This is a genomic window from Thalassoglobus sp. JC818 (assembly GCF_040717535.1).
Taxonomy (GTDB): domain Bacteria; phylum Planctomycetota; class Planctomycetia; order Planctomycetales; family Planctomycetaceae; genus Thalassoglobus.
On record NZ_JBFEFI010000006.1, the window covers coordinates 150,138 to 175,437 of the forward strand.

Sequence of the window (25,300 nt, forward strand, 5' to 3'; positions counted from 1 at the left end):
TCACTCATCATTTTAGAGCAAGCTGCTCTTTCATACGCATGCGCTTCCGCGGTTTCACTCATTAAACACCTGAGTTCGCTCGAGCGAGTCAGTGCAAACCAAATTTCTAAGTGTTCTAAGCTGCCTGCGACGGAGCCGAAACCGGTTTCCAGGTTGCGATCTTCACAATCCCCGCAATGACGAAAGCAATAAAACCGAGGGCTTCGAAATCACCCGGGAGAAAAACAAGCGCCAACGCCCCGAGAGCCATCACAAAGCAACTTAGGAACTGAATTGTCCGTTCGGCAGCGATGGCGTCGCGAAGCTTCTTGAAAAACCACATTCCAAAAATCAGTACCGCGAAGCACCAGGCGACTCCCCACAGGAATCGGTTCGATTCGGCGGGCTGCAGGCGAAGTGTGAGAACCGGACTTCCGCCCGGCTTCGAGAAGGAGAGCGTTTGACCGTGCTTGGGCAGTCCCATCTCGACACTGAGTCCTCCCACGGAACTCCATGGTTGGGTCGTTACGGCAGTTGCCAATCCGCTCGTATCTCCAAACTGCAACTGAGCCCCTTCGGCGATCGTTCCGAAATCAGAAATCGCATTCGGATTGATCTGTAGAGAATCTATTGACTGTTGCTGAAAGAAGTCGGAGAGACCATCCGCTCCGTAGGCTGAGTTTGTGTCAGCGTAGCCCAAGCTTTGGTCAGTTGAGTCGAACCTTCCCCCACGCCCCAATCCGTCCTGGTAGCGTCGTCCTTGCTGGAATTCATTCTGTATTTGAAAGTTGTCGGTCACTTCCGGAATGTCGAACGCTCCTCCGCCGAAGCCACCTCCGCCAGCTCCTCCGCGTGGTCCACCAGGATCTTTCCCTGAGAAGGTGATCGAAGGGGGTTGCCCTTCTCCCGACATCCTCACGGAATCTGAAACGATCAGTTGTTGTGATGACAACTTCGATTTGAGCTTCGACCGTGATGCAGACTCTTTTGAATCTTCCTCAGACTTCATTTGACCGAGTTGTTGGTCCTCAACGATCAGGAAGTTGAAGTTTTGAGTTTTGCTCTCGTCTGAGAAAACAATTCCATTCGCGGAGTTGTTCGCCAGCAACTCTCCATTGTTAGTGATAATGAAGGCTCGATTGTTCTCGAAACCGGCGTCCAATTGAGTGACGCCGAGTTCTCCTTGAGACGCTTTCTCGACTTCCTTTTGCAGAAATTGATTGTCACGAATGAGCTCTTCGAGCGACTCGCTTTGATCGATGCCGTTCGATGTATTCGCCTGATAATTCTGGTTCGCTTGCTCAAGCGTCAGGCTCAGGGTTTTCAAATTGTTTTGGGCCTGGATTCGGCGCGAGCGACTCACCTGTTGATCGGAAACAATTCGCGACATCTCTGAGATGTCAGCCTGAAGCCGGTCGAGTGTTTGCTTTTCAGCAGCGAGCCAGGCATCTTCAGCATGAGGCGTCAGGTTTGTATCTTTCACTGCCGACATGACTCGCGCTCGCAATTCATCCGGCAAATGAACCGTCCATAGCGTCTGAGTGACCGGCATCCCGAATTCTTCGGATTCCTTCTGCGAAAGGACTTGCGGAGTGGGCAGCGCTAGTGACTCTCCCATGACGTCAAAGTCATCAGATTTTGAGCCCGAAAGTCTTCCCGCCAATAGAACTCGCACATCAAACGAAAGATCGACGGCGCTCGTTTGCGGCAGTGCGATGAGATGAATTGTGCGTCCATCAAGGTCTGTTGTGACTGTCCGTGAAGGCTTGTTTCGAACGAACACCGAGAGGATTCTCGCTCCTTCAGGAATCTCCAAAGCAAGGAACTGGCGTCCGCGATTGCGCACCGCGTAGTTCGCCTGCATTCTCCAGCTTCGATCGAGTTCCAAGACTGTTTCAAGGTGCGCACCTAAGACGACTGCTTTCGCAGCCCCGGTTCCATCCATCCGCTCAATCTTCCAGGTCGGGATTTTCTCATCACGCACCTGTGTGATCTCAACAGCCTGCTTCAACAGGTTGTCGTGAATTCGGAACGGAAGACGCCCGGCAGGCACAAGTTCGAACTGATCCAGATCCTCAGCAACGAGTTGATCGTGTGAGAGATTGACAAGAAACGCGAACTGCTGCTGAACGGTGAGTCGGTCGAAGTCTCCGCCCTGTTGAGGTGATTCAAACACGATGCGAGGCGTACGGACGATGAGATCCTCCGGATGTGGATTCGTCGCGACGATCGTCAACATGTACTGATCGATGACGGGATCAATGAGCGAGACGGTCCAGCGGGTCTGACCATCTTCCAGTTCTTCGCTCGTAATCTGCCGAATCGTCGGCCCATTCATTTCTACGTTTTGCAACCACGACGGAGTTGTGAAGACGAACTCGTCCGTGGCAGCTTGAGAGATGTTCCATCGCAGCGTCATTCCGTAGTCGATCGTTGCTTCTCCGACTGCGATCAAAGTGACAGAGTCGCCGGTCAATTTCGCGGTCGCAGCCCGAATCTGAAGAATGACGTTTTCTGGATCAGTGACCATCGTCGAAAACGCAAATTGCACGGGATCAGGATCGAGATTTCGATAGCTTCCTGAAAGTTCTCCGGGACGAATCGACTTCCAACCGCCGGGTTGAGCAATGGACGCCTGATATCCTTCATCCAGCCAAATCCCAAGGGTTGCCGATTGGCTGTTGATTCCTGCAGGTCGAGGCAGCAGAACCTCAAGCCGAGTTTGATCAGGACTCTTCGGCAGGTGTCCTTCGATTCCCGCTTCGACAGTTCCCACGCGCGGCTGAGGGAATTCGATGGTGAGGATTCTTCGTCCATCAGACTGATGCACGTACCAGTCCGAACTCTCCGCACAGATGACGCTCATGGGGAGGTAATCATCCGGGACTTCGATATCGAGACGACGCTGCGGAGCTCCTGTCAGCGTCCAAACAATTCGCGTCGCGACCAGCGTTCGTCGTCGAGCGATATGGACTCCGTGTTCGATCGTTGTCTTCGAATCAGCTTCTTGACGACGGAGATTTAGCGTTAGCTCAAACGGTCGCACAGAAGTTCGATAAGCTAGCTGCAACTTGCCTGATGTCTCACGAGGTGCCACAACCGGGGAGTATCGAGACACGTCCGTCTGCAAAAGACCCTGAACGGAGTCAACTCGCACCTTTAAGTGATCCGGAACGAAGACCGCCAGTTGAACGGTTTCACGCAGCACTCCCAGCGGTGCCAAAGTTGGCAGGGAGACGACAGTACCTGACTCATCGACTTCTTCTTTCTTGAAGAGGTCGACGAAGAGATTCGTTTCGGCTGTGATGCCTCGTCGGAAGAAGACCCGAAGTTGAGCTTGTTCATCAGCAGTTGCGTCAATCAATTCCCAACCACCAAGGTCATCCCCCCCGACATCGCGGACAGCGACGCCCTCCGGGAGTGAGAACGAAATTTCGTTGAGAGTTCCCTGTCGGACTCGAATCTGAAAGCTGTGACTCACATCAAAACCGACGTCGCGGAAACTGGCTGCGATGGCGGTCTCGACCTGCACTGTTCGATCCTGTCCATCGATTTGAGACTCAGGGAACCAGGTAATCGAGCGATTGCCACCGCGATCACATGCGATCTCAATTCGCGTTTTTCCGTCGTCGGTCGTACGTCGATAGGACCGTTGTTGACCATCGACTTGAACGCGAGTCTCGCCATCAGCTTCGGGAAGTTCGAAAATCAGATTCGCTGCTCCGACGGGAGACAGTTTCAACTGAAATTGCCCGACAAGTCCGTTGACTGCAGCTGGGGAAATGAGTTTTCCATCGACAATGTGAACGCCTCGGCCCGAGAGTCTGACTTCCGTTGACTGATCCGGGCCAGCCAGCACAGGAGCCGCTTCGCCATCGATACTGATCGAAGAAATTGCGACTCCCTGAATCGGCAGTCTGACGAGAACCGGTTGATCAGTGAGTACGGAAACCACCCAGCGTGCCTGAATCGAGATCTTCGGATCAGAACCGGAATCATCCAGAGTTGCGAAGTAAGTCGCTTCCGAAACCGTCGAAGCGATCGGACCATTTTCGGCTGCTGCATCCGGAGCGCTAGCTGATTCCCACAGCTGTTTGTACAGAGCATGGCTGACAAAAACACGGTCTGCTTTCCGTACATCGTCGATGTCTGAATACGGAATGATAACCGCCGGACCGGAATTCTGACTCGTTACATTTGGTTCTTCTTGAGCGAAGGATGTATTGCTTCCGCAGAGAACAACTGCACCGATCAACAAACCGGCAGCCTGCTTCGTCAGTGGGATTCTCAACGTCCGAAACCACTGCACGATGCCTCGAAGTCCCCAACCAGCCATCGATAGCAATCCACCCCAGACGACGCCTTCTAAAAGAAGCTCCCACAGCATCGGAACAACTTCAATCAGCGCGACTGGGACCACGATTGTCAGAAAAATCCAAAACGCACGAGTCGCTGCGTGTGTGCGGCGAAGCCACCAGCCGAGGAGTGCAATTCCCAAAGCTACCGACCAAACCAGAACGCGCCCGGTCGTTCGATTGGCGAACCTGACTCGCAGGTCGACGTCGCTGGCCGCTGTTCCATTGCCCTGGTAGGTAAATCGCTCAGTGCGGACATCCTCAGGCACTTCGAGTTGAAATTTCATCGACAACAGGCCACCAGTGGAGAATCGCCCACGTTGAGCGCGAGCACTGGAACGTTCTGTCACTTCGGCTTCTCCAGAACTCGGTTGAGATGGTGGTTCTTCCTCCGGCATATTCTGTATCGCAAGACTTTGATTGGGTTGCTGAATGACAGTCCCCGCGATCGGTTGATCTGACGGCTGTGCAATCGCGGGAATTCCTTGCGGCTGAGTGAAATCGTTCTGTCCGTACCCGTCGCCACCATATCCGCCAGCACCATCGAACATTTGCTGAGCGCCATCCATGTCCATGTCGCTGAGTCCCAGCAACTGTTCGCGAAGAATGAGATCATCGCCGATCGTGGATTGTCGTTCTTCCCACTCTACTTGCCCCTCATCGACCTTGAATTCAACGATCGCATCTGCAGCAGCTGGTTCAGCGAATTCTGCATCGGATGTGGTAAAGTACGAACTGGACACGACAGCTTTGCGAGCAGGAGCTGACAGCACACTGAAGTACAAAACTGGAGCGATCAGACAAGCTAGGATCGCGAGCAAAAAGAGTGTCCGCCAGATCGAGAACTCTGACGGTTCCGTCTTCAAAGATGATCGATACCAACGAGCTCGCCAGAAGCCAATGAACAGCAGAATCAGACCGGTCACGAACAGCAAAATCCCCTTCGACACTGCATCGGTAAAGCGAGGCAGTCGGAGGAGCGAACGAAACTCTTGAAACAATCCTGAATGAGCGATGTTCTGATTGGGAAGAAAGTCCCCGTCATTCCCGATCAACATTGTTTCATGAGGCAGATGCAGCACCCAGTCCTGCTTGAGAATCTCAACAGGCTGCAGCTCGCCACTTCCGTCGAGAACCGCGATCGTTGGTGCAACCGCCGACAACTCGCCGATCGTAGCCAAAGATTGCGATTGCGTTGAATACAAGACTCGCAGCTCATGTTTTTTCAGTGGATCGAGGTTTGAGACCGGGACCTCGACGCCGTGGTTGGAACGGCGTACTTCAATGGGAACTCCATCGATCAGCATCGACCATAATTGTGCCCCAGCCTGCGGAACCACGACGAGCGATTGTGCTCCAACAGCTGTGAAGGTCCATGTTGCCTGATGCTGAAACTGGCCGGCTTTGCTGATCACGCTTTCAAGTTGTGCGTTGTGTCCCACAACGGTCGGCACTGCACTGCGATCGAATTCATCCTGAGTGACGGTCACTTCCCAACCGGGATGGACATACTGAAACCCGGCAATGACTCGCTCGAGGGGTCGATAGACAGCAGATGGGAAATCGACCGGGTCAACAACAACGAGCGGTTGCCCAGCCTGATCGACCGCTTCAACTCGAACGAATTCTTCGAGTCCGCCTTCGACCGCAATGTGCCCGCTGACGATCGAGAGATCCGGGAACAGAATTTGTGCGGGCTGAAATTGTGTTGCCTCCGAATCGCGAGGGAGGAGGACATCCGTTGTCAATCGGTACTGGCCTTTGAGGAACCGATCAAAACGCAATGTCCACGTCCGAAATCCATCCGCCACATCTCCGGGAATTTGCTCCACCAGTCGCCCCGCATTGGGAAAGACAGCTTGCTGCTGTTGTTGGACTCGGATGTCGGGCGACAAAGCAAATCGCAGCGTCTCTCCGGCGGACTCCGAAACCTGGATGGTCAACTCTTGAACACCCCCTCCAGAGAGCAATAAAACCGCTTCCAGTCGCGTGAAGACTTGCTCATCGTCGACGCGAAAGAACGTGAGCGTCTCGACCGTCACGTTCGCTGGTTTGCGCTGAATTTCGAGTTCGCCCTGAAAGGTTGTGTCCTGATAAGTGAATCCCAGCTTGACGCTTTTATTGAGGACCGCCACTTTTTCGTTAAGGACCTGGAGATCGCTCTGACCGGCGGGATCGAGTCCGGTGACATCTTGAGGAGTCAACGTCAGTTCGTCGCTGGCTGTCATCCCGTAGAGTGCTTCCACCATCGCTGCCTGCGGAAGTCGAATCTCTGGAATGGAGATTCGCTGCAAGCTTGTGCGAAGCGGCCAACCGTCCGGTACTCGTCGAGACTGCATCACAACGTTCTGTGTCTCACCCGGAGCGAGTGGCTTCGCCAACGGAATTCTGATTTCATTGATCCCCGCCTGATTGGAAACGAGGTTCCAATCGGAAACATTCCCATCGACTTGAACCATTTCGACTTCCCAGTCGGATGGAATGAGCAATCGAACATCAAACAGCGGGACGACTTTGGTTTCGAGGCTGACGCTGGTGTAAAGCTTTAACTCCGACGTTCCAACGTCCAAGACATTGGTCATCGCAGCATGAACTTCCTGCTGCTTTAAGTTCGTGAGAAACTGCAGCGAGAAGTTTTCGTCCCAGACGAGATATTCGACTCGCGAAATTTCTCCATTCACTGGCGGAGCTTGTGGAGTATCCGCTTCCGCTGCTCGAACTCCAGATGCTCGGAGTACCTGAAGGCGCAAGCTGGATGGATAGTCGACCGTCACAGACCCGGAATGTGAAGTCAGTCCGGAAATCTTTAGAGTCGGGGCGGTCCACGGCTGAGATGGCTGAAACGATTGAATGCCGCGAAAGTTTAGAGTTCTGCGGGAACTGATTCCCTGTCGGTAGTTCAGCGTGATACGAGTTTGCGATGCGTCATCGGGATCGTCGGAGAGTTCCCACGACTCCAGCCCGTTCGAATCGACTCCCGTAATTTCCAGCGTGTTGGGAACACTGCAGACCAACTTCTCAATCTCTTGCCCGAAGACTTGCAACTCTGTTTGTGCTGACCAACTGAGTTCGCTCGGAAAGAGGCGAATGGCCATCGCTGTGTTTGCGAACGTCAAGACTTCCCCTCGGGTCTCTTTCTGACGATCCGTGATCGTCAAACTCAATTCCTGCTGCCCTCCGATCGGAATCGAATAAGTCGTTTGCTCTTCCAATGGGCTTGGTCGATCGATGGAGGTCTGATCAAGTTCCAGTCGCTTTCCAGCTGGCAGCGAAAGTTCGAAGACACCTGAGCTGGCTTCGATCAGACTGACTTTCACCGCCTGATCACTACCCGCTGATTGAAGCGGACTTGAAACGCTGAGCTTAAGAATGTGTTCACCGGGCTGATCAATGAAGACGCGAAGCGTATTCTGATGGTCTCCATCGCGGGCAATCGTCGCAGGTCCATCATCGAGCGTGGCTTGTTCGATATTCCAACCAGTAATATTCAGTCGTGATTCCATCCACGTTCGCTCAAAGGTTCGGAGCGCGATGACAATTTCGCCCACGAGGCGATGTTCGTCGATCTGGACCGAGTAAACAGCGTTTGAAACGACGTGTCCCTGCGGAGAAGTTTCGTCCAATCGGTTGTCTTGTCTTGCAGAATTCACGAGTTCATCGAACTCGTCTTCACTCATCACGACACCCTGTTTGTCATGACGGAGAATCGAGGAGAGCTCTTCCTGAGGAACATAGATCCTCTTGATTTCATTGAGCTGCTGCCCGGTGAAGTTAGTCTTCGAATCAGGCTGCGCGTAGAGACTCTGCGAGAGAGACGACGCGACCAACACGCCCAGCATCAACAAGGCGAGATGATTGACGCTCAACTTCAGGGATTGAATCACCGAGCGACTTGCTTTGTGGAAAAACTGGAAACTCATAACAACACCTCTGTACAGACAGCAGAAAAACGTCCACCGCAAGTCGCGCTAGTTTTTGTCTTGCCGCTCCGCTGCCGGGGGCGATGAACCGGAAGCTTCGGTGTTGACCGGCGTCGCTGCCGCTGCAGATGCTCCTGCCGTTGCGAAGGTCGACTGAACACCGCGAATGAGTTGGAAGATCCAGTGAATGATCCACAACCCGATGAGGAGCATCAGCCCAAATCGGGCAGCGTGCAGTCCCTGACTGAGTGCGTGGCTGTCCGAGATTCCGTACAGTGCTGCCGCGAAGAAAGCGATCAGCAGCATGCCGAGTTTGTTTTCCCAACTCGTTTTCAAAAGCAACCAGCCAATCACGCCGACTGCGAGGCTGACGATCAGCGTCATGACGACCTGATTCCACCAGCGGACGGTGACGCTCTTCGCCCCTCCGAGATTGCTGTAAACGTAAGGCACACGGCCATCGGTCGGAAATTGTGCAACGCTCACCGGACAAGTGTGTCCGTTGCTGACCCACTTTTCGAGTCCGCCCACCTGTCGATCAGCAGTCGCGCCAATCAGCACGTCGCCTGCTCGCCGACGTGTTTGCAGATGGAAGTTTTCGGGATCGCCGACGAGTGCGTATTTCTCAGGAACCCAGATCGCGACTTTCAACTCCTGCACAACCGCCGATCCACCTCGACCGATGACCGGCAGAGGAAGAAGCATTTCGCCACGACCGAACGCACTTTCTCCCAGCGCCGGATGAAGCTTCCACAAGAACTGAAACGTCAGCAGAAAGTCTTCGTCCGACGACTCTGTTCTCGCGACATTCACCCAAAACGGAGTCAGGTTTTCGCCGACGGATTCCGATGCTGGAACGTCTGCGATCTCAAGCGAGACTTCGCGCTCATTCAGGAAAGTCCCGAGGACTTCGAGATCAACCGGAAGGTAGACGAGAAGCCGCTGTCGTTCCGTTGTCTTCACAAGATACCGGCAGCGATACGTCCCCTCGGAATCTTCGCCGGTCACAATCTCGACGAGACCGCGAGGCACAATTGTTGAAACCACTTCCTGAATGTCATGCCGTGACTGTGCAACCTCAACACTCGGTCGATCGTCAGCATCAGAACGGAAGTAGCGGAAAGCCAGCGTCCCATTTTGTGGGAGACGCGAAAGTTCGCGGAGATCGATTTGCTCGAGTCCACCGCCCGTTCCACTCGCTGCAATTGAAAGAGACCGTTCTTTGTCGATGACAACTTCCCCTTGCGATTGTGCCAGGGTTGTTGTTGATTCTCCGTCGCTGTCCACTAGCCCGAGCGGTCGAATCAGTTGAATGGTCGTCGTCGTCTCTGCGGAACTCTCTGAATCAGATTCTGCATCAGCCTCTTCTGACTCAGCTTCTGGTTGATCGATATCGTAGGTGATGATAAATCGCTGTAGTCCGACCACATCCCGTTGAGTGATAATTGTCCAGGGAACCCATCCGTCGACCGGGTCTCCTGATGTTCTTTGTTGAATCGGGGACGACTGTTGATCACCTCCGGCAATCTCGATTTGAATGGAATCCGAAATCGCTTCCGGAACTTCGAAACGAAACGTGTTCAAGCCCGAGTATTCAATCAGGTAATCCAGTTGAGTTCGCACCTGTGTCAATTCATCCTGAACTGAAATCGTCGTCCCGACGAAGGCAGACAAACGCGTTGGTTTTCGTTCCGTTCTAACGGGAATCACAATCGGACGTCGTGTGAAACTCCATGCTGAATTCAGGCGAACGTCGTTTCTGGCTTCCATCGATGTCGGAACGGGCTGAACTCCTTCCAGCTGTTCAGTCTCTGTAATGACTTCAATCGCTGTCCGAGCGAAGACCTGAATTGTGCCGGTCTCGCGTTCCACTCCAAGCGGTTCGATGAGCGGAAGAGGTTCTGCCTCTCCGGAGTCCGTCAGGTCGCGATGGCTTCGAATCTCCACCGGGAATTCCCCTTGAGTCCGTTCTAGCAGCGTGACGGTCAACAACCGTCCCTCTTCGCTGACATTGAATTCCTTGAGTCGCGGCGAGATGACGTCGTCGACTTGCAGGTTCTCCGGCAGTTGCAGTTTCAACTCGAAGACACCCATCCGTTCCACGGAGTAGTTCAAGGTGTTTACGACGTCGAGTTCATCGTCCTGAAACGTCAAAACGATCCGATTGCCAACAATCAGTCGTGGCTCGACCGCCTTGGCATTCACCTTCAGTGAAAACTCAGGAGAGTAGAACTTGTAGGTCAGCGCATTCGAACCGGCGAGTTTTTCACCCACTGCTGAAGGTTCGATGCGTACGACACCTTGCTGTTCCAGCACGGTCAGGCTGATGTCCGAAGCATGGCGAACGGCGATTTGTCCGCTTTCACGGACGACGTCCATCGCATGAATTCCCTCCGCTGGTTGCCCTTCCTGCCAACCAGCAATGCTGATATCGGCAGCATCGAGTTTTCGTTCTGTGTGGAGTTCAAGATTCAGCCCGTTTTCGATGGCAGAGAGAAATTCCACGTCGACGATTTGCTGTCCGTCCTGTTCGACGACCTGCCAGTTTTTGATTCGGCTCGAAGCGGTCACGTCCAGAATTCGATGCGAGGCAGGCACTGCAACTCTGCAACCCTCCATCGTTCCTCGCAGAATTTCATACTTGAGGTAAGCATCCGTATGAATCAAACCATCCTCGATCGTCACCAGCGTCTGATTTTCGACACTTGCCAGCAGGTTCATTTCCGGTTGCAAGCTGGCTTCCGGATGCCACTGAATGCGGATGGTGTCCGTCGCCCCGACATTGACCTGCATTCTCGTCGTGCCTTCAGGGGCTTCGTCTCCATCCCCGGCAACTTCCACGATTTGTGGTGTAACTTCAATCGCCTGCCCTTCTCTCGGTACGGTGACATCAAGCGTCGTCACAGCTACAGGAGGCGTCTGAAAAGAAATTTCCTGTCCATCGGGTGACTGCTTCACGCGGACAGCGAGGTCGATCGAAACGCTCTTCTCGCCCGGTGTTTGAAAGAGCAACGCATACTGACCGTTGCCGACTCCGCGGAGCAGAACGTCATCCCCCGTGACTTGCCCAACGGCGGCCGCTCCGAATTGAATGGGAAGTTCGACCCAACCCTCTTTCAGAACGTTCACCTGCAATTCGGCACGAACGCGAGCGATCTCACCATCGATCGTCACCGTATAGCCGATCTGAGACAGAACAGCGTCCGGTGACTCTGTTCTTTGTTGCGCCGCCTTCCAGGCAGCCAACATTTTTTCGTACTCCGAAAACGGAAGAATGACATTCGAGTTGGGATTGCCGAACGCACTTTCGAAATCTTTGAAAGGGATGTAGATGATCCGCTCACCGCTCTCGTTCAAGACTTCCACAGGAGCGATCTCCTGCGTGGCTGTTTCATCCGCGGTTGTCTCTTCCGCCACAACGTCTGGCGTGTCACCTGCGACGTCATCCAGGCTTTCGTCCTGTGAAAACCCCGGCGATGCGAGTGCGACAAATGAACAGAGAAAAGCGATGAAAAAACGCGAGCGTGCAGTTTTTTTCATGGGAGATGCCTAGTCGACTGAGTCACTGCGACGTGAGTTTGCGGAATCCAATTTCGCAAACTGCAGAAACTGCGCAAAGCAGGTTCCACAGAGGAAGGTTAGAGATTTTGACGCCAATAGCAGCCGTCCGTCTTCATCTTTTCACTATCTTTTACTGAATTTTGACAAAGTCCCCCGTGCGGAAAGAGCGCAGAATGTCTTTCCGGACGACGTCAAAGAGAAGGAATTCAGGCCGATTCAGGACCTTCACTTGCAAGCGAATCATGCCCTGAAAACGCTTATTTCAGCAGCTGCTGAGTTGAAGCGTGAGAATTCCTCGAGAGACGTTGGAATTCCGCAATGAGAAGAAGCGAGAGAACGCGCTCATACCATTTCCGGACGGTAAGGAGTCTCGAGTCCGAGGGTTTTAGAGACAGGCGATCTCTCTAAGCAGCGTGAGAGTCTTGAGCGGGTTGTTTCGGTCCGATGGACTTTGTTTCTCCCCCTTTGCGGGCTTTCAGGTCGAACAGCCCGAAGATCTCCCCAGCGTTCATGCTGAGCGAGTGGTTCTCGTTGTCCCCTTCGCCCAGCACGCGATGGAATAGTTCTCGCTTCTGCTGCAGGACCTTATCGATTCTCTCTTCGATCGTGTCTTTGCAAATGAATTTGCTGACAATGATCTGCGATGCTGTCGCCCCAATGCGGTGCGCCCGGTTGATCGCCTGATCTTCAACAGCTGGATTCCACCAGCGATCGTACAGGAAGACATACCCGGCAAACTGCAGATTTAACCCGACCGCACCTGTCCCGTAACTCATCAGAATCAGATGAGAGTTCGGATCATGCTTGAACTGGTCGAGAATGGGTTCACGATCCTTGGTCGGAATTCCCCCATGGTACTTCAGGCAACCGAACTGTTTGGTTTTGCCTTCGAGCCAGTCGAGAGTTTTCGTCCATTGACTAAACAGAATGGCTTTTCCGCCAGAAGCAGCGATCTCTTCCATGTCTGCAACGAGTCGATCTGCTTTACAAGACTCGCCCGTGAACGGGTCGACATTACAGATTTGCTTCAAGCGCAGAACGAGTTCGAAGACGTGTTGAATCGTGATCGATTCGCCGAGCCCATCGAGTTGGATGACGCCCTCATTCTCAGCGACTTTGTAGGCGTATTCCTGTCCCGGTGCCAGTTCGATGACTTCATCCCGATCAATGCGCGGCGGCAGATCTTTGGCGACGAGATCCTTCGTTCTCCGGAGGATATATTCCTCACTCAGTTGCGACAGTTGGCGGATATCGGGAGAGGCATGAGCGGGGACCACGTTCATGAACTGGAACAGGGAGATCATCTCCTCTGCCCGGTTCTCAATCGGTGTTCCGGTCAGACAAACGCTGCGTTTTCGCGGAATCGAATGAATCGTTTGCGCGGTCACCGACTCTCGATTTTTGATTCGCTGTGCTTCGTCGAGCACGACGAGGTCAAACATGGGATGGTCATCCGGGTGCATCGCCTGAAAGTCACGTACCACGAGTTCGTAGTTCGCCAGCAGGACGGCTGAGCCGGGCATCTGCCAGATCATTTTGCGACGATTTGCATCCCCTTCGACGGGAGTCACTGGAATTTCTTCCGCCCACAGCTTGAACTCTCGCTGCCAGTTGGGAATGAGCGGTTTCGGACAGACCATCAGCACTCGTCGAACCTGCCCGGACCGGAGAAGTAAGCGGACGGCCGTGATCATCTGCATCGTTTTCCCGAGGCCCATTTCGTCAGCAAGAAGAGCGGACTCCTGAGAAAACAGCCAGGCAATCCCTTCGTACTGATAGGGAAACGGCTCGAAAGGCATGATGAGTTCCTGCCCGCGCAGCCAGGACTCAAGAGGAGGTTGAAGCACGTAAAACAGGCGATCCTGAATCGACAGCGCATCGCTGGGCGGCTTGATCCGGGTCGGTTTGCGCGGAGCCCCGGACGGTTTCTTTTCAGGCTTACGCGGAGCTTCAATGCTGACGAGTTCTTCAGACTCCTTTTCGGTCGGCTGAAGAAACTCAATGGCATCGGGAAACTGCAAACCGAAGACGTTGACCTTCGGCCAGAACGGTTTCCAGCGAGGAACAAAGCCGACTGGTGTCGTGAGAGACTGCGTTCCAACGCCGACTTGAGGGGCGCGCTTCAGAGCTCCATTCATGCCGGTGATCACCACGTTCGGCGAGCGCATTCCGACATCGGACATCGACGTCTCTGGAATGTCGATCGAAAGCGGAAGCGCGTGACTCAACGTGGGAGAGTCCATTTGTGTCTCTCTGTCACGAGAAGTTTCCGAGTGAGATTCGGGAGCGTTCTGAGAATCAGGCAACGGTTTGGACCTTGACTGTTTCGTTCAATGCTTCGCGGACACGATCGAGCGGCTCTTCCAAATCGGCGTCTGCACTGATCAGACGAGCCCGCTCGCGAATCTGATCGACATCTTCTGGAAACTCGGGATTAAAGCGGACGGACTGATTCCCGATTTGAACCCGATCTTCGTCGGGCAAATCTCGGCAGTCCTCGGGAAGCAGATAGACAACCGGCGTTTTCTGATGGCTCCGCAGCTCCATCAGTTCGTCCTGCTGAACGATAATGAGATCCGGGTGAACAGAGATACGTTCGCAGAGAGTTTTCCCGATCAACTCTCCAAAGAGGAACGGCTTCAGCGAATTACCGTATAGAATTTCCTGAGTGCGGTTTGCTTTGACCGGGGTCGTACACTGGAATTCCAGTGGCCTGCCGCGATGGTTGGTGACAAGCAGTCCCCCAACGAATCCGAGATTCGTCTCTGCAACCCACAGAAATCCCAAATGGAATCGCTCTTGATCCGTCTTCGCCGCCATCGCCACTCCGTCGACTGTCTCGGTCTTTGAGAGGGTTTCATCCATCACCCTCTGCTCTTGGAGAAATCGTCCAGAATCGCGGAGAACTTGAGCCCGACAACGTCGAACCCTCCCGTCCTTCCAGAAGTCGCAACCTGCCCGTGCGATTTCCCCGTAACACTTTGATCGATCAAGACTTATCAATCGATTGGGTTAGCTGAGAGAATGTTCACGTCGCAGCTGGAAGTCCGCGGGAACTTGACGAAAACCGGATTCCATCACAAGCATTTCCCGAAACGGTCTTCTCAAAACCGGATCAAGGGACCGGTCAGAAACAATGTCCATTCAATGAGGCGAAGGCCAGAGATTACTGTTTCGGCTCTTCGAGAGCGGCCAAGGCTTCAGAAACGGTGTTGTAGTATGGCCAGAGCTTGAACAGGCTCATGTTTTGCAAAACTTTCAACATCTGATCGTTCGCAGCACAAAAACAACCAGTTCCGCGTCGCATACGGGTTTCTCGCAGCATCGAAACGAGCGAGCCAATAAATTCTGAACCGAAGTACTCAAGTTCCGCGAGATTCAACACCAGGTTCTTCGCATTCTTGCGGGCGATTTCGCCGCGAATCGTGTTCGCTTCCTGATGGATGTCCTGATACCGGAATGAGCTGACTTCCCCACTCGGTGTGACAACGAGCGCATCGCCAATCTTTTCGACTCGAAAAATATTCAGATGTTGCATCGTTGCCATATCGACTGAACGTAGAACCAATTTGATTCTACTGATCCTTTTGACTTTCTTGAATCACGAAACGCCGCCATTCCACAGATTGGCGCTTTCTTCTTAACAGCTTCTTCTCAAGACCAATGGTTTTCTCGATTTACGCAGAGTTCATGGACACTGCGCATGAGAAAACTGGACCGATCTGTTGTTGAAGTTGCCCCAATCATAGCGTGTCATCGACGCATCGAGATCCTCCTCTCTTAGGGCGTCATCGAAATTCGCATTCCACGGTATGCCAATCAGTTTTTACGGATTATTCCGAATTTGACGCTCAAGATCCTCAACGCTCGTGACCGGTGCCTGACACGCCCCTCCCTCGCACAGATATGCTGTGGTCGCGCCATCGATCATCTCTTTTCCAGCGATGAGATCGGGAATGCCTTGCGAGTCGACGAACTGATACTTCCAGAGTACCGTCGTCCTCGGAAGAAACTGACGGCGAGCCCATTCTCCCAGCTTCGAAGAGTCCTTTTCGTCGTCAGATTCCACGAGCACAATCTGACGACTTGGCCCGACAACCAGATCGAGGGCGATAAGTGCCTGTCCCACTGCCTGCGGACGATCTGCCAACAATTCTCCGAATGAATCGAGCGTGCTGGTCGCTCGTTCCATTAGATCAGATCGACCGGTCAAGTGGGCGAGTTTGACGAGTGCCGTTGCGGCCATTCCGTTGCCGCTCGGGACGGCGTTGTCCTGCACTTCTTTGGTTCGCGCGATCAGCTTTTCATGATCGTTCCCGGTGTAGAAGAATCCACCCTGCTCGGGGTCCCAGAACTCTGCGATCATAACATCTGCAAGCTCGAGGCTCTCCTCGAGGTACTGGTCCGATCCAGTCGCTTGAAACAGTTCCACGAGGCCATCGATGAGGCAAGCATAATCATCGAGATACCCACGAAAACGAGACCGACCATCTTTGTAGCTGTGCAATAGTTCGTTGCCGCTGCCTTTCATGTGAAGCCTAAAGAAGTCAGCTGCAGCTTGAGCAGCATCGAGATACTTCGACTCGTTGAATGCCACACCCGCCTGCGCGAACGCGGAGATCATCATTCCGTTCCAGGCTGTCAGAACTTTCTCATCACGGGCTGGTGCAATTCGTTTGGAACGAGCTTCGAATAAGATCGAACGCGACCGATCGAGGCTTTTGTGTAGCTCTTCGACTTCGATGCTCAGCTCTCGAGCAACCTGATCGAGCGGTTTCGGGCGATTTAAGATCGAGTGCCCCTCCCAATTGCCGTTTTGAGAGACGTCATAAGCTGCACTGAAAATCTCAGCTTCGCGATCTCCGAGCAACTGCCAAATTTCATCCGCACTCCAGACAAAGAATCGACCTTCTTCCCCTTCGGTGTCTGCATCCTGAGTGCTGTAGAATCCTCCCAGCTCGCTTGTCATCTCCCGTAAGACGTAGTCGAGAGTCTCTCGGACACAGGTTTCATATTCCTGATCTCCAGTTATTTGCCAAGCTTCGAGATAGACGGGCACCAGCAACGCATTGTCGTAAAGCATCTTTTCGAAATGCGGAGCCAGCCAGTACGCGTCGGTTGAATAACGATGAAAGCCGCCGCCGAGTTGATCGTAGATCCCGCCTGCGAACATCTTCTTGAGAGTCAATTGAATGACATCCAATACCTCTTGATCACCAAAGCGATCCCAACCTCGCAGCAGGAATCGAAGATCCATCGGATGTGGAAACTTGGGTGATCCTCCGAATCCACCATGTTTGCGGTCAGCAATCCGCATCAATCCTTCGACCGCTGCCTGCAAAGTCTCCTCTCCAAGCTTCGCTGTTTGGAAAACTGGGGCAGCCATCTCCTGAATCGCTTCGGCGAGTTGATCGGCACTTGTCTCGACTTCATCTTTCTTGTTGTGCCAATAGTCCCGCAGCTTCAGCAAGATGTCTCGAAATCCGGGCATGCCCATGCGAGAAGTCGGCGGCCAATATGTTCCCCCGTAAAATGGACGTCCATCCGGAGTCATGAAGACCGACATCGGCCATCCTCCGCGACGTGTGATCAGTTGAACCGCCGTCATGTAAATCTGGTCAACATCCGGTCGTTCTTCCCGGTCGACTTTGATCGACACGAAGGACTCGTTGAGAATCGCCGAGATCTCTTCGTTTTCGAAGCTCTCATGCTCCATCACATGACACCAGTGACATGCGCTGTAACCCACAGAGAGAAAGATGGGTCGGTCGGTTTCCTCTGCGAGTCGAAACGCTTCCTCGGACCACGGATACCAGTCGACCGGGTTGTTTGCATGCTGCAGAAGATACGGACTCGTTTCGTCACTAAGACGATTTGGGCTTCCGGGAGTCCGTGCTGCCGTGTTGCTGTCACTCATGATGTCTGCGCAGACTTTCAGTTGGTCATTGTTGTCTTGTGACTGTGCCCACCTGGCATGGAAACAGAGCCCGTGATGCCGACGACTTTGTTCACCGGACCTGATTACTCTTCATTCAGTGTCACGATCTCGGGCAGAACATCAACACCCTGCTGAGACGATCCTCAAGAAAACGGGCTTGATTTCACAAAGCAGAGACGTACAAAGACAACGCAGCCACGAAGTTCAGAACGTTTAGTCAATCTGAAGGAAATGTCTGGTTTATAGAATCGCTGCTTGCAGGGAATTCGAGTGATAATTTAGACTCTATCCTTCTCTTTTTTCTGAACAATTCACATCTCCCGGGGAAAATCCCCTCACATCGCGCACGTTACGGAGCTCCTCTCTGATGCTCAATTATGACTGGGAAAACAGCGTCGCGTATTGGGTATGCGCAGCGTCTCATGTCTTTCGTAAGACTCTCGACGCCCGTCTCGCACCAGAGGGAATCACGATCCGACAGTGGGAAGTCCTGGCGTGGCTTTCGTCGCGCGGCTGCGGTTCGCAGTCTGTCCTGGCAGAGCAATTGGGAATTGAACCTCACACGTTGGCTGGAATCTTGAATCGTATGGAGAAAGCCGGGCTGTTAGTCCGCCGTCCGTGTGATCAAGACCGGAGAAAGAACACGCTTCATCCGACAGACAAAGCGACCGAAGTCTGGAATCGCGCCTCAGAAATTGCTCATGAGATTCGACGTCAAGCCGTTTCCGGGCTGACGTCAGAAGATTTGCACCTGTTCAAGGACATCTGCGAGCGGATGATTCAGAACCTCGACGAAACTGTCTCGCTAGAAGATGAGTCAGGCTTCGCGATCCCAATTCCGTGCATTGAGCAGTCAGAAGACGACACTCTCAACGACTGACACGATCTTCAAGACGCAATCAGTCTGCCTGAAACACGATTAAGAGCTTCACGCCTGCGACGTGTTCGCTTCGCCGACAAACGCATCGATCGTTTGTTGAAGAGCATCGTCGAACGAGTATTGCGCCACGAAATCGAGAGCTTCCCGTGCTACTGCTGTCTCAGCCCAGGAGTGTTGTATTTCACCGGAACGTGCTGCTTCGAACTGTGGATCGTCTACAGCATTCATGAACTGGCTGATCTTCGTAGCCAGTCCTCGAATTGAAATGGATTCCCCAGAAGCGACGTTGAAAACGCCTCCAGCGACAGCAGACGGAGCCTTCATCGCAGCGACGTTGGCATTCACAACGTCTTCGACGTAAATGAAGTCTCTGGTCTGCGAACCGTCTCCGAAAATCGTGGGGCGTTTGCCGTTCAAGATTGCGGTGATGAATAGCGGAATGACGGCTGAATACGGGCTCCCGGGATCCTGGCGCGGACCAAACACGTTGAAGTACCGCAGGCGAACAGTTTCAAACCCGTAAGAAGCGGTGAACGACTGACAGTAAAGTTCTCCCGCCAGCTTCGCTGCCGCATACGGAGACAGAGCAGCTGTTGGAGCGTCTTCACGGTGTGGAAGAGTTTCGGACTCACCGTAGGCACTACTCGATGCAGCATAGATGAGTCGTTGCACCCCAGCCTGACGACTCGCGTCCAAGAGATTCAACGTTCCCGTGGCACACATTTCATGAGTTGCGAGTGGATCTTTCAAGCTGATCGGAACAGAAGGAAGTGCCGCCTCGTGAAAAACGTATCGCACGTCTTTCAACGCTTTGTCGAGCAGAGGACGATCAAGAAGGCTTCCTTCGAACAGCTCAATTTCTTGGGAAACCGATTTGATGTTGTCCAGGTTTCCAGTGCTGAGATTGTCGAGAACCCGAACCTGATAGCCATCGTTCACCAGCCTCGTCACTAAATGCGACCCGATGAATCCAGCTCCTCCCGTCACCAGACAAATGGGATCGGCGCTGTTCTTTGTCATGTTCAGTCTTTCTGATCCAAGAGAGTCTCCCCTCGCGATTGGACTCGATCTCGGCAGCGAATGAAACTTCTCAGTCGTTTAACAAACACAGGAGTGTCAGAGTCCTGAGAGATTGTGGTGTCATCTCAACACAAAAGCTGCTTTGTGAGCACCATTCCTCCGCTCTCTTTCGAAACCGAAAACTCCCACCGACATGCCATGAATTGGCCTCAATAATCGGTTTCTGGCATCTGATCACTCTCGGAATGACGGGTTCCCGCAACGTTCCTTGAATTTCCCGCCGCAAACTCTTCCCAAACCCTTGCGTTCAAGCTGGTTTTTTACTGACAATCACGTCGCGCACCGATTTCATCTCTTGACAGTGTTTTGATCTCGATGTGCACTAGTCCTCGTAGGTGGCTATCGAACCACCTCGACGTTTCAATTTCGACATGTCTCCTGATTACCGCTTGGTTACTGGAATTGATTTTAGGTTGACGGAATGAGCACCGAACAAAGTGCCCCGCAGGAAAAGAACACCGCGAACGATTCTTCTCAGCAGCTTGAAGCGAGTCAATCCTCAGCTTCCGAGAACGCTGAACAGCAACAGGCTGCGGGAGCCGAAAGCGAATCATCAGAAGCCTCAGCTCCATCTGTCGGAGCTGCTGCAGATCCTGCGGAGACTCCAGCTCCAGCAGCAGGTGAGACCGCAGAAGAAACCAGCAAGCGGAAGGTTTCTCTCAATCCGAAAGCAACACCAGAAGACGCAAGACCCGTTCCGTCAATCGGTGCAGAAACAGGATCAGTGCAAGCTGTCCCTTCAGGACCAGTCGAATTGCCAACCGCAACGGATGAAGACATCGAAGCAGAAGTCGCGAAAGCGATTTCCGGATACGAATCGAATCCTTCATCCACATCAGATTCAGAAGACCCCAAAGGTGCTGTCGAAGTGCCTGCAAAGTCTGCCATTGATGCTTCGATCGAAGCGGCCATTGAAGAAGCAATGTCCGGCTCAGAAAGTTCTTCGTCATCCGATCCAGATGCCGCAGCTGCTGGAGTGGTCAACGTTGAAGATCTTGAGCCCGGCCAGAAGTTGAGCGGAATTGTTCAATCCAACGCAGCAGATTACGTCTTTGTCGATTTCGGATTGCGACTCAGCGGAGCGATTCCGGTTCGACAGTTCGGAAGCACACCACTTCCGAACGAAGGCGAAAAAATTGAAGTCATCTTCGATAAAGTCGACGAAGCCGAAGGGCTGATCATGGCCCGCATTCCAGGTCGCACGTCGGCTGTGGTCAGTGGCGACTGGGACCTGCTCACCAAAGGCCAGATGGTCGAATGCGTCGTCAAGAAGACGAACAAAGGTGGACTCGAAGTCACCGTCGGAAGCCTCCGCGGATTCATTCCCGCCAGCCAGGTCGACCTCGGTTTCGTGGAAGACATGGAAGTTTTCGTCGGTCGCAAACTGACTGTCGCAGTGACAGAACTAAAGCCTGAGAAAAAGAATCTCGTCCTCAGCCGCAGAAAAGTCCTGAAGCAACGCCGCGACGAGCAGAAGAAAGAAGTCCTCGGCGAACTGAAAACTGATCAGGTCCGAACAGGAACTGTCAAAACGATCAAAGATTACGGAGCGTTCATCGATCTCGGTGGACTCGACGGATTTCTCCCAATCTCGCAGATGAGTTGGGTTCGAATCGAACACCCGAGCGAAATCATTTCACAAGGGCAGGAGATCGAAGTCAAAATTCTCAGCATCGATCGCGAGAAAGAAAAAATCAGCCTCGGCATGCGACAGCTGACGCAAAACCCCTGGCGCGTCGCGGAAAGCAAATACGAAAAAGGCTCGACTGTTACAGGTCGCGTCACTCGTGTTGAAACTTTCGGAGCATTCGTCGAACTCGAACCTGGAATTGAAGGACTCGTCCACATCAGCGAATTGGACCATCGCCGGGTCAAACGCGTGACCGAGATCCTGAACGTCGACGACATGGCAGAAGTCCAGGTTCTCGAAGTCGACCCCGGCAAGAAGCGAATCAGCCTGTCAGTAAAAGCATTGACAGCCAAACCCGAGCCGGTCGATCGCCCGAAAGTCGAAGAAGCACCAGTCGAAAAGTACGAACGCAAACGCAAAGGCCCGCTCAAAGGCGGAACCGGCTCAACCGGCGGCGGAGGACTGTTCGGTAATCCCAACGACTTCAACGGATAAATCGCCTACAGGGTTGCCTCTACAAACACGTGCGATTCCCTTCTCGCCTAACGCGAGGAAGGCAACTCGTTTTGCCCCTCGATTCAACGTGAGGAGTAGCCGTGTGGAGCGGGTTTCTAGCGCAACGAAAGATGTTCCAGAGTTGACCAGCGGGTGCTGGGAAAATAAGGCGATCTCAACACCGCTCTTACGGTTCATGCAATTGTTGTTCGGCGACGAGAGCCGTGAAGTAGATGCCAGCATCGCAATGGTCCTCCTTGGGGCAACAAACGAATTACTTCGACGACTTCCTCGCTATGAGACCGCCGATTAAGAAGATCGTTGGAAGTAAGAACAATCCGAAAACGTAACCAATCTTGTACGCGAGTCCCCCGCGGGGATCTCCGCGACCGATTGCCGACAAAGCACTTGTCGTTAGAACGGCAGCCAAAATGAAGAAGACTTTTGCTTTGGTTGGCATAATTAGCGTCTGCAGACTTGTTTGATTGTGAGAACGTGACTTTCGCTTTTGGATAATGACGCTCGCGGATGAGCCACGAGCATCATGTCCGGGCATCCGAAGAAATGCTCTCCATTGTTCTCACTCCTTCCTCGTAACCGTTGATCGATTTCGCCCCGCTCCGATCAATGCAATTGCAGCAAATTGCAGGAGACTCGAAAGCGATCCGTACCAAAAGATGCGTGACAGGTAAATGTTTTGCATCTCGTTTGACGTGATCGCTCCGGGCACGTAACTCACCAAACCACCGATCCCCATCCAAACCAGTGAGACAATTGAGCCGACGAGCAATAAGACAACAGAACGTGTCACCATGAAGCCCCTTGATTCTGAAGTCAGGTCAAGTGGTTCACGTTCTGCATACCGGCGTGGATCATCGGGTGCCGAGTGAATACGACGATCCCACAACTGCCACTTTGTTGAACCCCACGGTTATTTACTTGTCTCCGGAGGTCTTGATCTTATGTCTGGTGTAAGCCCGCCGCTCCGGTTCATCCATGCTGCCGACGGACTCGTCAAGAAAGGTTACCTCTCAGTCTTTCTTCAAAAAGAGCCGAAAGGGAAACTTTTCCCCCGTGCTTGCTCTTACATGTTTCCCTTCCCAGACCGAATTGTCTTTCGCGACCATTGATGCTTTGCCCACGCCGTTCCAGTTGGGGCCGCCTTTGTCGATTTTGAACTCAACAGTCGTGTTGGTTGTATTTCGATGAGTTCCAACTGCGACACCATCGATGAAGACTTTGCCGTCTGTTGTACAGCGAATCAAACCCCGATCCTCGTATTTCGTCTTGCCCGGCGGCTTAACTTTCAAATGCCATACGGCGCCAATCAATTCGTCTTCAGCCGAAGCTTCAGGCAAAGCAAAACACAGGCTGAAGATACAGATAAACAAGAGCGAGAACCGATACATGTCATTCCTTCAAACGAATGAATCAACAATCTGGAACAGGTGAACTGCCTACATTACTTTGAACCGCCCGCGCACCGGCAGAAGGCCCGTTCGGAGTCTAAACCAGGGTTGCCTCCTTCGGCAACGTAAAGCAAAGGTTTTCTCACCGGGCGGCGAGAGTAAAGTTAGCCATCGGAAAACATGTTGACGCCGCTCCGGTGTACGGCATGGTTATCCGGGCCATTTGATCAATACAGAGGTTGAAGGAAGCGTTCCTCGACAGATTGGGCGCCATTAGTGGACTCTTGTTGCACGTAGTCGATCAAGAATCTCAGGAAGTCTTCGAACGTCGGAATCGGCACATCGCGTTCCCCCTTGAATCGGTAATACGGTCGGCGGCGAATAAGGTCATAGCAGTAACCGTCTCCTGCGATGTCTGTGAGAAGCGGTATCGTGTAAAAGACGCGACGGTTCAGGAGAAGTAGAATCAGGAAATTGAGTGGCGACTTCCAGAGTGTAGACCGCATGTGCGACAGTTCGGCAATCGCGGTTTCGTAATTCACAAACGTGTATGTCCCGAATAGCTCGCGCTCGGAGCGAAAAGGCTGACCGTTTCGCCACGAAAACCATTGTCGCAAGTCATCCGGCGTACCAAACCGTATCTTCACGCCGGGCTGCATATCTGCGTGGACTTCAGGTTTCGACTCCCGGAGCGTTGAGTCAAATAAATCGATTGTGTTCGGCATTCTTCAGTTCGATAACAGCCGGGTTCAGCGGGCAACAGGAGTTGACGTTGATTTCAAATTTCACCGGCCACCGCCGCTCCCGTGCATGCGATGGCTCTGCATTTCTATTCATTCGATCGCAAGTCGTCGATGACACGATCGCGGTACGTTCGCCATCCTTCAAGTCCAGCCGTCGGTTCTTCAGCTGACTCGAGTAACTCCCCGGTGCTGCAGTCGAGTGCATTCCAGCCTTCCTCGAGACACAAGGCAACTATTGGGGTAACGATTTCATTAGAAGCACGAACGTGAAGCATCAAGCTGGTGGCCGGATCGTCTTTACCTAGATTGAATTCAACCGACCCAAATCGAGAATCAAAGATGCCCCACGCAGGATCACTCCAGTCCGTTCCCGGAAAATGTTTGGTAACTGCGCCATGGACGTGTTGATGCGTGCCCAACGGCAGCGGAGCTTCATCATCTGGAATATCTTCAACCGCTGCGCAAGGTTGAGAGAATTTTAAGATGGAAACATCCCAACTCATTGTCAATTCCTGTATTGGAGAACGTCCGCCGTAACCGGACATGAACGAAAGACGTTGGTTGCAGTTTGCAGGCGGACCACGACTCCGCTCGATCGTTTTGTTATGCCTCCGCCTGACGGTGGTCGTCCGAGAAAATCCGTAGGCAAGTGTGCTCGAAGTATGACACGCCATGACTACTTAGGCGAATGACAACAGGATTGGAAGACAGGTACACATACAGATAGGCGCCGAAGAGTAGATCAACAATTCGAGGGCCGCTTGTGAACGTAACACCAAAACTTGGAAAGAAGCTGCGTGGCCCGTGCCGAGCATATGTTTCGCTTTGTTGGAGCCTCGAAAACACATCGCGAGATATTGCATCGGGGATAACTGTATTTGAGAGAATCGGATATCCTCTCAAATACTGGGCATCATGGCGGCCCTCGACATGAACATCCGTTTTCACTGTCGATAGCTCTCCGTCGAGTTGTATTTCACGTTCACCTGTATCTAGTTGAAACGCGACTCCAGATGCATCCCCGAAGCCGGAAAGTGCTTTTTTGATCGAAGCAACTTGGGTGGGATCCGGTTGCCCGTATCGATCGAACCTATGAGTACGAGATTCGGGCCGCATGGCGTAAAACTCCGTCCCAAGAACCAAGTCCTAGCTGGTATATCTCTCAATAATCTGTCTTGAGAGTATTCCGGGCAGTGACGGCAGTCAATCTCAAGCGAGGAATAGAGATGCGTTGAATCGGATGCGCGAACTAGTCGGACAAATCTTGTGAGTGACATTAGGGAGATGAATCTCCTCGAATGGCATCGAGC

The 25,300-nt window shown here is 52.9% G+C and carries 15 protein-coding genes; 2 read left to right on the forward strand and 13 right to left on the reverse strand.

The window, feature by feature from the left end:
- Window positions 1-115: 115 nt before the first annotated feature.
- From AB1L42_RS16655 to AB1L42_RS16680, 6 genes are all read right to left on the reverse strand, one after another.
- Window positions 116-8,254 (reverse strand): hypothetical protein, encoded by an 8,139-nt coding sequence (locus AB1L42_RS16655; protein WP_367058311.1) that lies wholly within the window; start codon window positions 8,252-8,254, stop codon window positions 116-118.
- A 48-nt stretch (window positions 8,255-8,302) separates the two neighbouring features.
- Window positions 8,303-11,794 (reverse strand): hypothetical protein, encoded by a 3,492-nt coding sequence (locus tag AB1L42_RS16660; protein ID WP_367058314.1) that lies wholly within the window; start codon window positions 11,792-11,794, stop codon window positions 8,303-8,305.
- Window positions 11,795-12,219: 425 nt separating this feature from the next.
- Window positions 12,220-14,058, reverse strand: coding sequence for a DEAD/DEAH box helicase (locus tag AB1L42_RS16665; protein ID WP_367058317.1), 1,839 nt, complete (start codon window positions 14,056-14,058; stop codon window positions 12,220-12,222).
- Between the two features lie 55 nt (window positions 14,059-14,113).
- Window positions 14,114-14,680 carry a hypothetical protein gene (locus tag AB1L42_RS16670; protein WP_367058320.1) on the reverse strand — a complete coding sequence of 189 codons (567 nt, stop codon included), beginning with the start codon at window positions 14,678-14,680 and terminating at the stop codon, window positions 14,114-14,116.
- A gap of 301 nt (window positions 14,681-14,981) precedes the next feature.
- A complete protein-coding gene (locus tag AB1L42_RS16675) occupies window positions 14,982-15,353 on the reverse strand; it encodes an STAS domain-containing protein (RefSeq protein WP_367058323.1) in 372 nt (123 codons plus the stop codon).
- Window positions 15,354-15,641: 288 nt separating this feature from the next.
- On the reverse strand, window positions 15,642-17,732 hold the full coding sequence (locus tag AB1L42_RS16680; protein WP_367058326.1) for a thioredoxin domain-containing protein: 2,091 nt from the start codon (window positions 17,730-17,732) through the stop codon (window positions 15,642-15,644).
- A gap of 388 nt (window positions 17,733-18,120) precedes the next feature.
- Here AB1L42_RS16680 and AB1L42_RS16685 point away from each other — a divergent pair, with 388 nt between their 5' ends.
- Entirely contained in the window at window positions 18,121-18,633 is a 513-nt protein-coding gene (locus AB1L42_RS16685) for a MarR family transcriptional regulator (protein WP_367058329.1), read from the forward strand.
- 48 nt (window positions 18,634-18,681) lie between these two features.
- Here AB1L42_RS16685 and AB1L42_RS16690 read toward each other — a convergent pair whose 3' ends face one another.
- On the reverse strand, window positions 18,682-19,653 hold the full coding sequence (locus AB1L42_RS16690) for an SDR family oxidoreductase (RefSeq protein ID WP_367058332.1): 972 nt from the start codon (window positions 19,651-19,653) through the stop codon (window positions 18,682-18,684).
- A gap of 481 nt (window positions 19,654-20,134) precedes the next feature.
- Between AB1L42_RS16690 and AB1L42_RS16695 the strand changes: the two genes are divergently transcribed.
- On the forward strand, window positions 20,135-21,838 hold the full coding sequence (locus AB1L42_RS16695) for a S1 RNA-binding domain-containing protein (RefSeq protein WP_367058335.1): 1,704 nt from the start codon (window positions 20,135-20,137) through the stop codon (window positions 21,836-21,838).
- 274 nt (window positions 21,839-22,112) lie between these two features.
- Here AB1L42_RS16695 and AB1L42_RS16700 read toward each other — a convergent pair whose 3' ends face one another.
- The 6 genes from AB1L42_RS16700 to AB1L42_RS16725 all read right to left on the reverse strand — a co-directional run bounded on the left by AB1L42_RS16700 (window position 22,113) and on the right by AB1L42_RS16725 (window position 25,106).
- Entirely contained in the window at window positions 22,113-22,298 is a 186-nt protein-coding gene (locus tag AB1L42_RS16700; RefSeq protein ID WP_367058338.1) for a hypothetical protein, read from the reverse strand.
- Between the two features lie 120 nt (window positions 22,299-22,418).
- On the reverse strand, window positions 22,419-22,652 hold the full coding sequence (locus tag AB1L42_RS16705) for a hypothetical protein (RefSeq protein WP_367058341.1): 234 nt from the start codon (window positions 22,650-22,652) through the stop codon (window positions 22,419-22,421).
- A 217-nt stretch (window positions 22,653-22,869) separates the two neighbouring features.
- Entirely contained in the window at window positions 22,870-23,247 is a 378-nt protein-coding gene (locus AB1L42_RS16710; RefSeq protein ID WP_367058344.1) for a hypothetical protein, read from the reverse strand.
- A gap of 227 nt (window positions 23,248-23,474) precedes the next feature.
- Window positions 23,475-23,972 carry a hypothetical protein gene (locus tag AB1L42_RS16715; RefSeq protein ID WP_367058346.1) on the reverse strand — a complete coding sequence of 166 codons (498 nt, stop codon included), beginning with the start codon at window positions 23,970-23,972 and terminating at the stop codon, window positions 23,475-23,477.
- A 104-nt stretch (window positions 23,973-24,076) separates the two neighbouring features.
- Window positions 24,077-24,493 carry a hypothetical protein gene (locus AB1L42_RS16720; RefSeq protein ID WP_367058349.1) on the reverse strand — a complete coding sequence of 139 codons (417 nt, stop codon included), beginning with the start codon at window positions 24,491-24,493 and terminating at the stop codon, window positions 24,077-24,079.
- A 100-nt stretch (window positions 24,494-24,593) separates the two neighbouring features.
- Window positions 24,594-25,106 (reverse strand): hypothetical protein, encoded by a 513-nt coding sequence (locus AB1L42_RS16725; RefSeq protein WP_367058352.1) that lies wholly within the window; start codon window positions 25,104-25,106, stop codon window positions 24,594-24,596.
- Between the last annotated feature and the right edge of the window lie 194 nt (window positions 25,107-25,300).

Bases quoted from the DNA above. Each gene is read 5' to 3' on its own strand.
- AB1L42_RS16655 (WP_367058311.1), bottom strand. From the start codon at position 8,254: ATGAGTTTCCAGTTTTTCCACAAAGCAAGTCGCTCGGTGATTCAATCC.
- AB1L42_RS16715 (WP_367058346.1), bottom strand. From the start codon at position 23,972: ATGCCGAACACAATCGATTTATTTGACTCAACGCTCCGGGAGTCGAAA.
- AB1L42_RS16665 (WP_367058317.1), bottom strand. From the start codon at position 14,058: ATGGACTCTCCCACGTTGAGTCACGCGCTTCCGCTTTCGATCGACATT.
- AB1L42_RS16700 (WP_367058338.1), bottom strand. From the start codon at position 22,298: ATGCCAACCAAAGCAAAAGTCTTCTTCATTTTGGCTGCCGTTCTAACG.
- AB1L42_RS16680 (WP_367058326.1), bottom strand. From the start codon at position 17,732: ATGAGTGACAGCAACACGGCAGCACGGACTCCCGGAAGCCCAAATCGT.
- AB1L42_RS16690 (WP_367058332.1), bottom strand. From the start codon at position 19,653: ATGACAAAGAACAGCGCCGATCCCATTTGTCTGGTGACGGGAGGAGCT.
- AB1L42_RS16720 (WP_367058349.1), bottom strand. From the start codon at position 24,493: ATGAGTTGGGATGTTTCCATCTTAAAATTCTCTCAACCTTGCGCAGCG.
- AB1L42_RS16685 (WP_367058329.1), top strand. From the start codon at position 18,121: ATGCTCAATTATGACTGGGAAAACAGCGTCGCGTATTGGGTATGCGCA.
- AB1L42_RS16675 (WP_367058323.1), bottom strand. From the start codon at position 15,353: ATGCAACATCTGAATATTTTTCGAGTCGAAAAGATTGGCGATGCGCTC.
- AB1L42_RS16705 (WP_367058341.1), bottom strand. From the start codon at position 22,652: ATGGTGACACGTTCTGTTGTCTTATTGCTCGTCGGCTCAATTGTCTCA.
- AB1L42_RS16710 (WP_367058344.1), bottom strand. From the start codon at position 23,247: ATGTATCGGTTCTCGCTCTTGTTTATCTGTATCTTCAGCCTGTGTTTT.
- AB1L42_RS16660 (WP_367058314.1), bottom strand. From the start codon at position 11,794: ATGAAAAAAACTGCACGCTCGCGTTTTTTCATCGCTTTTCTCTGTTCA.
- AB1L42_RS16670 (WP_367058320.1), bottom strand. From the start codon at position 14,680: ATGGATGAAACCCTCTCAAAGACCGAGACAGTCGACGGAGTGGCGATG.
- AB1L42_RS16695 (WP_367058335.1), top strand. From the start codon at position 20,135: ATGAGCACCGAACAAAGTGCCCCGCAGGAAAAGAACACCGCGAACGAT.
- AB1L42_RS16725 (WP_367058352.1), bottom strand. From the start codon at position 25,106: ATGCGGCCCGAATCTCGTACTCATAGGTTCGATCGATACGGGCAACCG.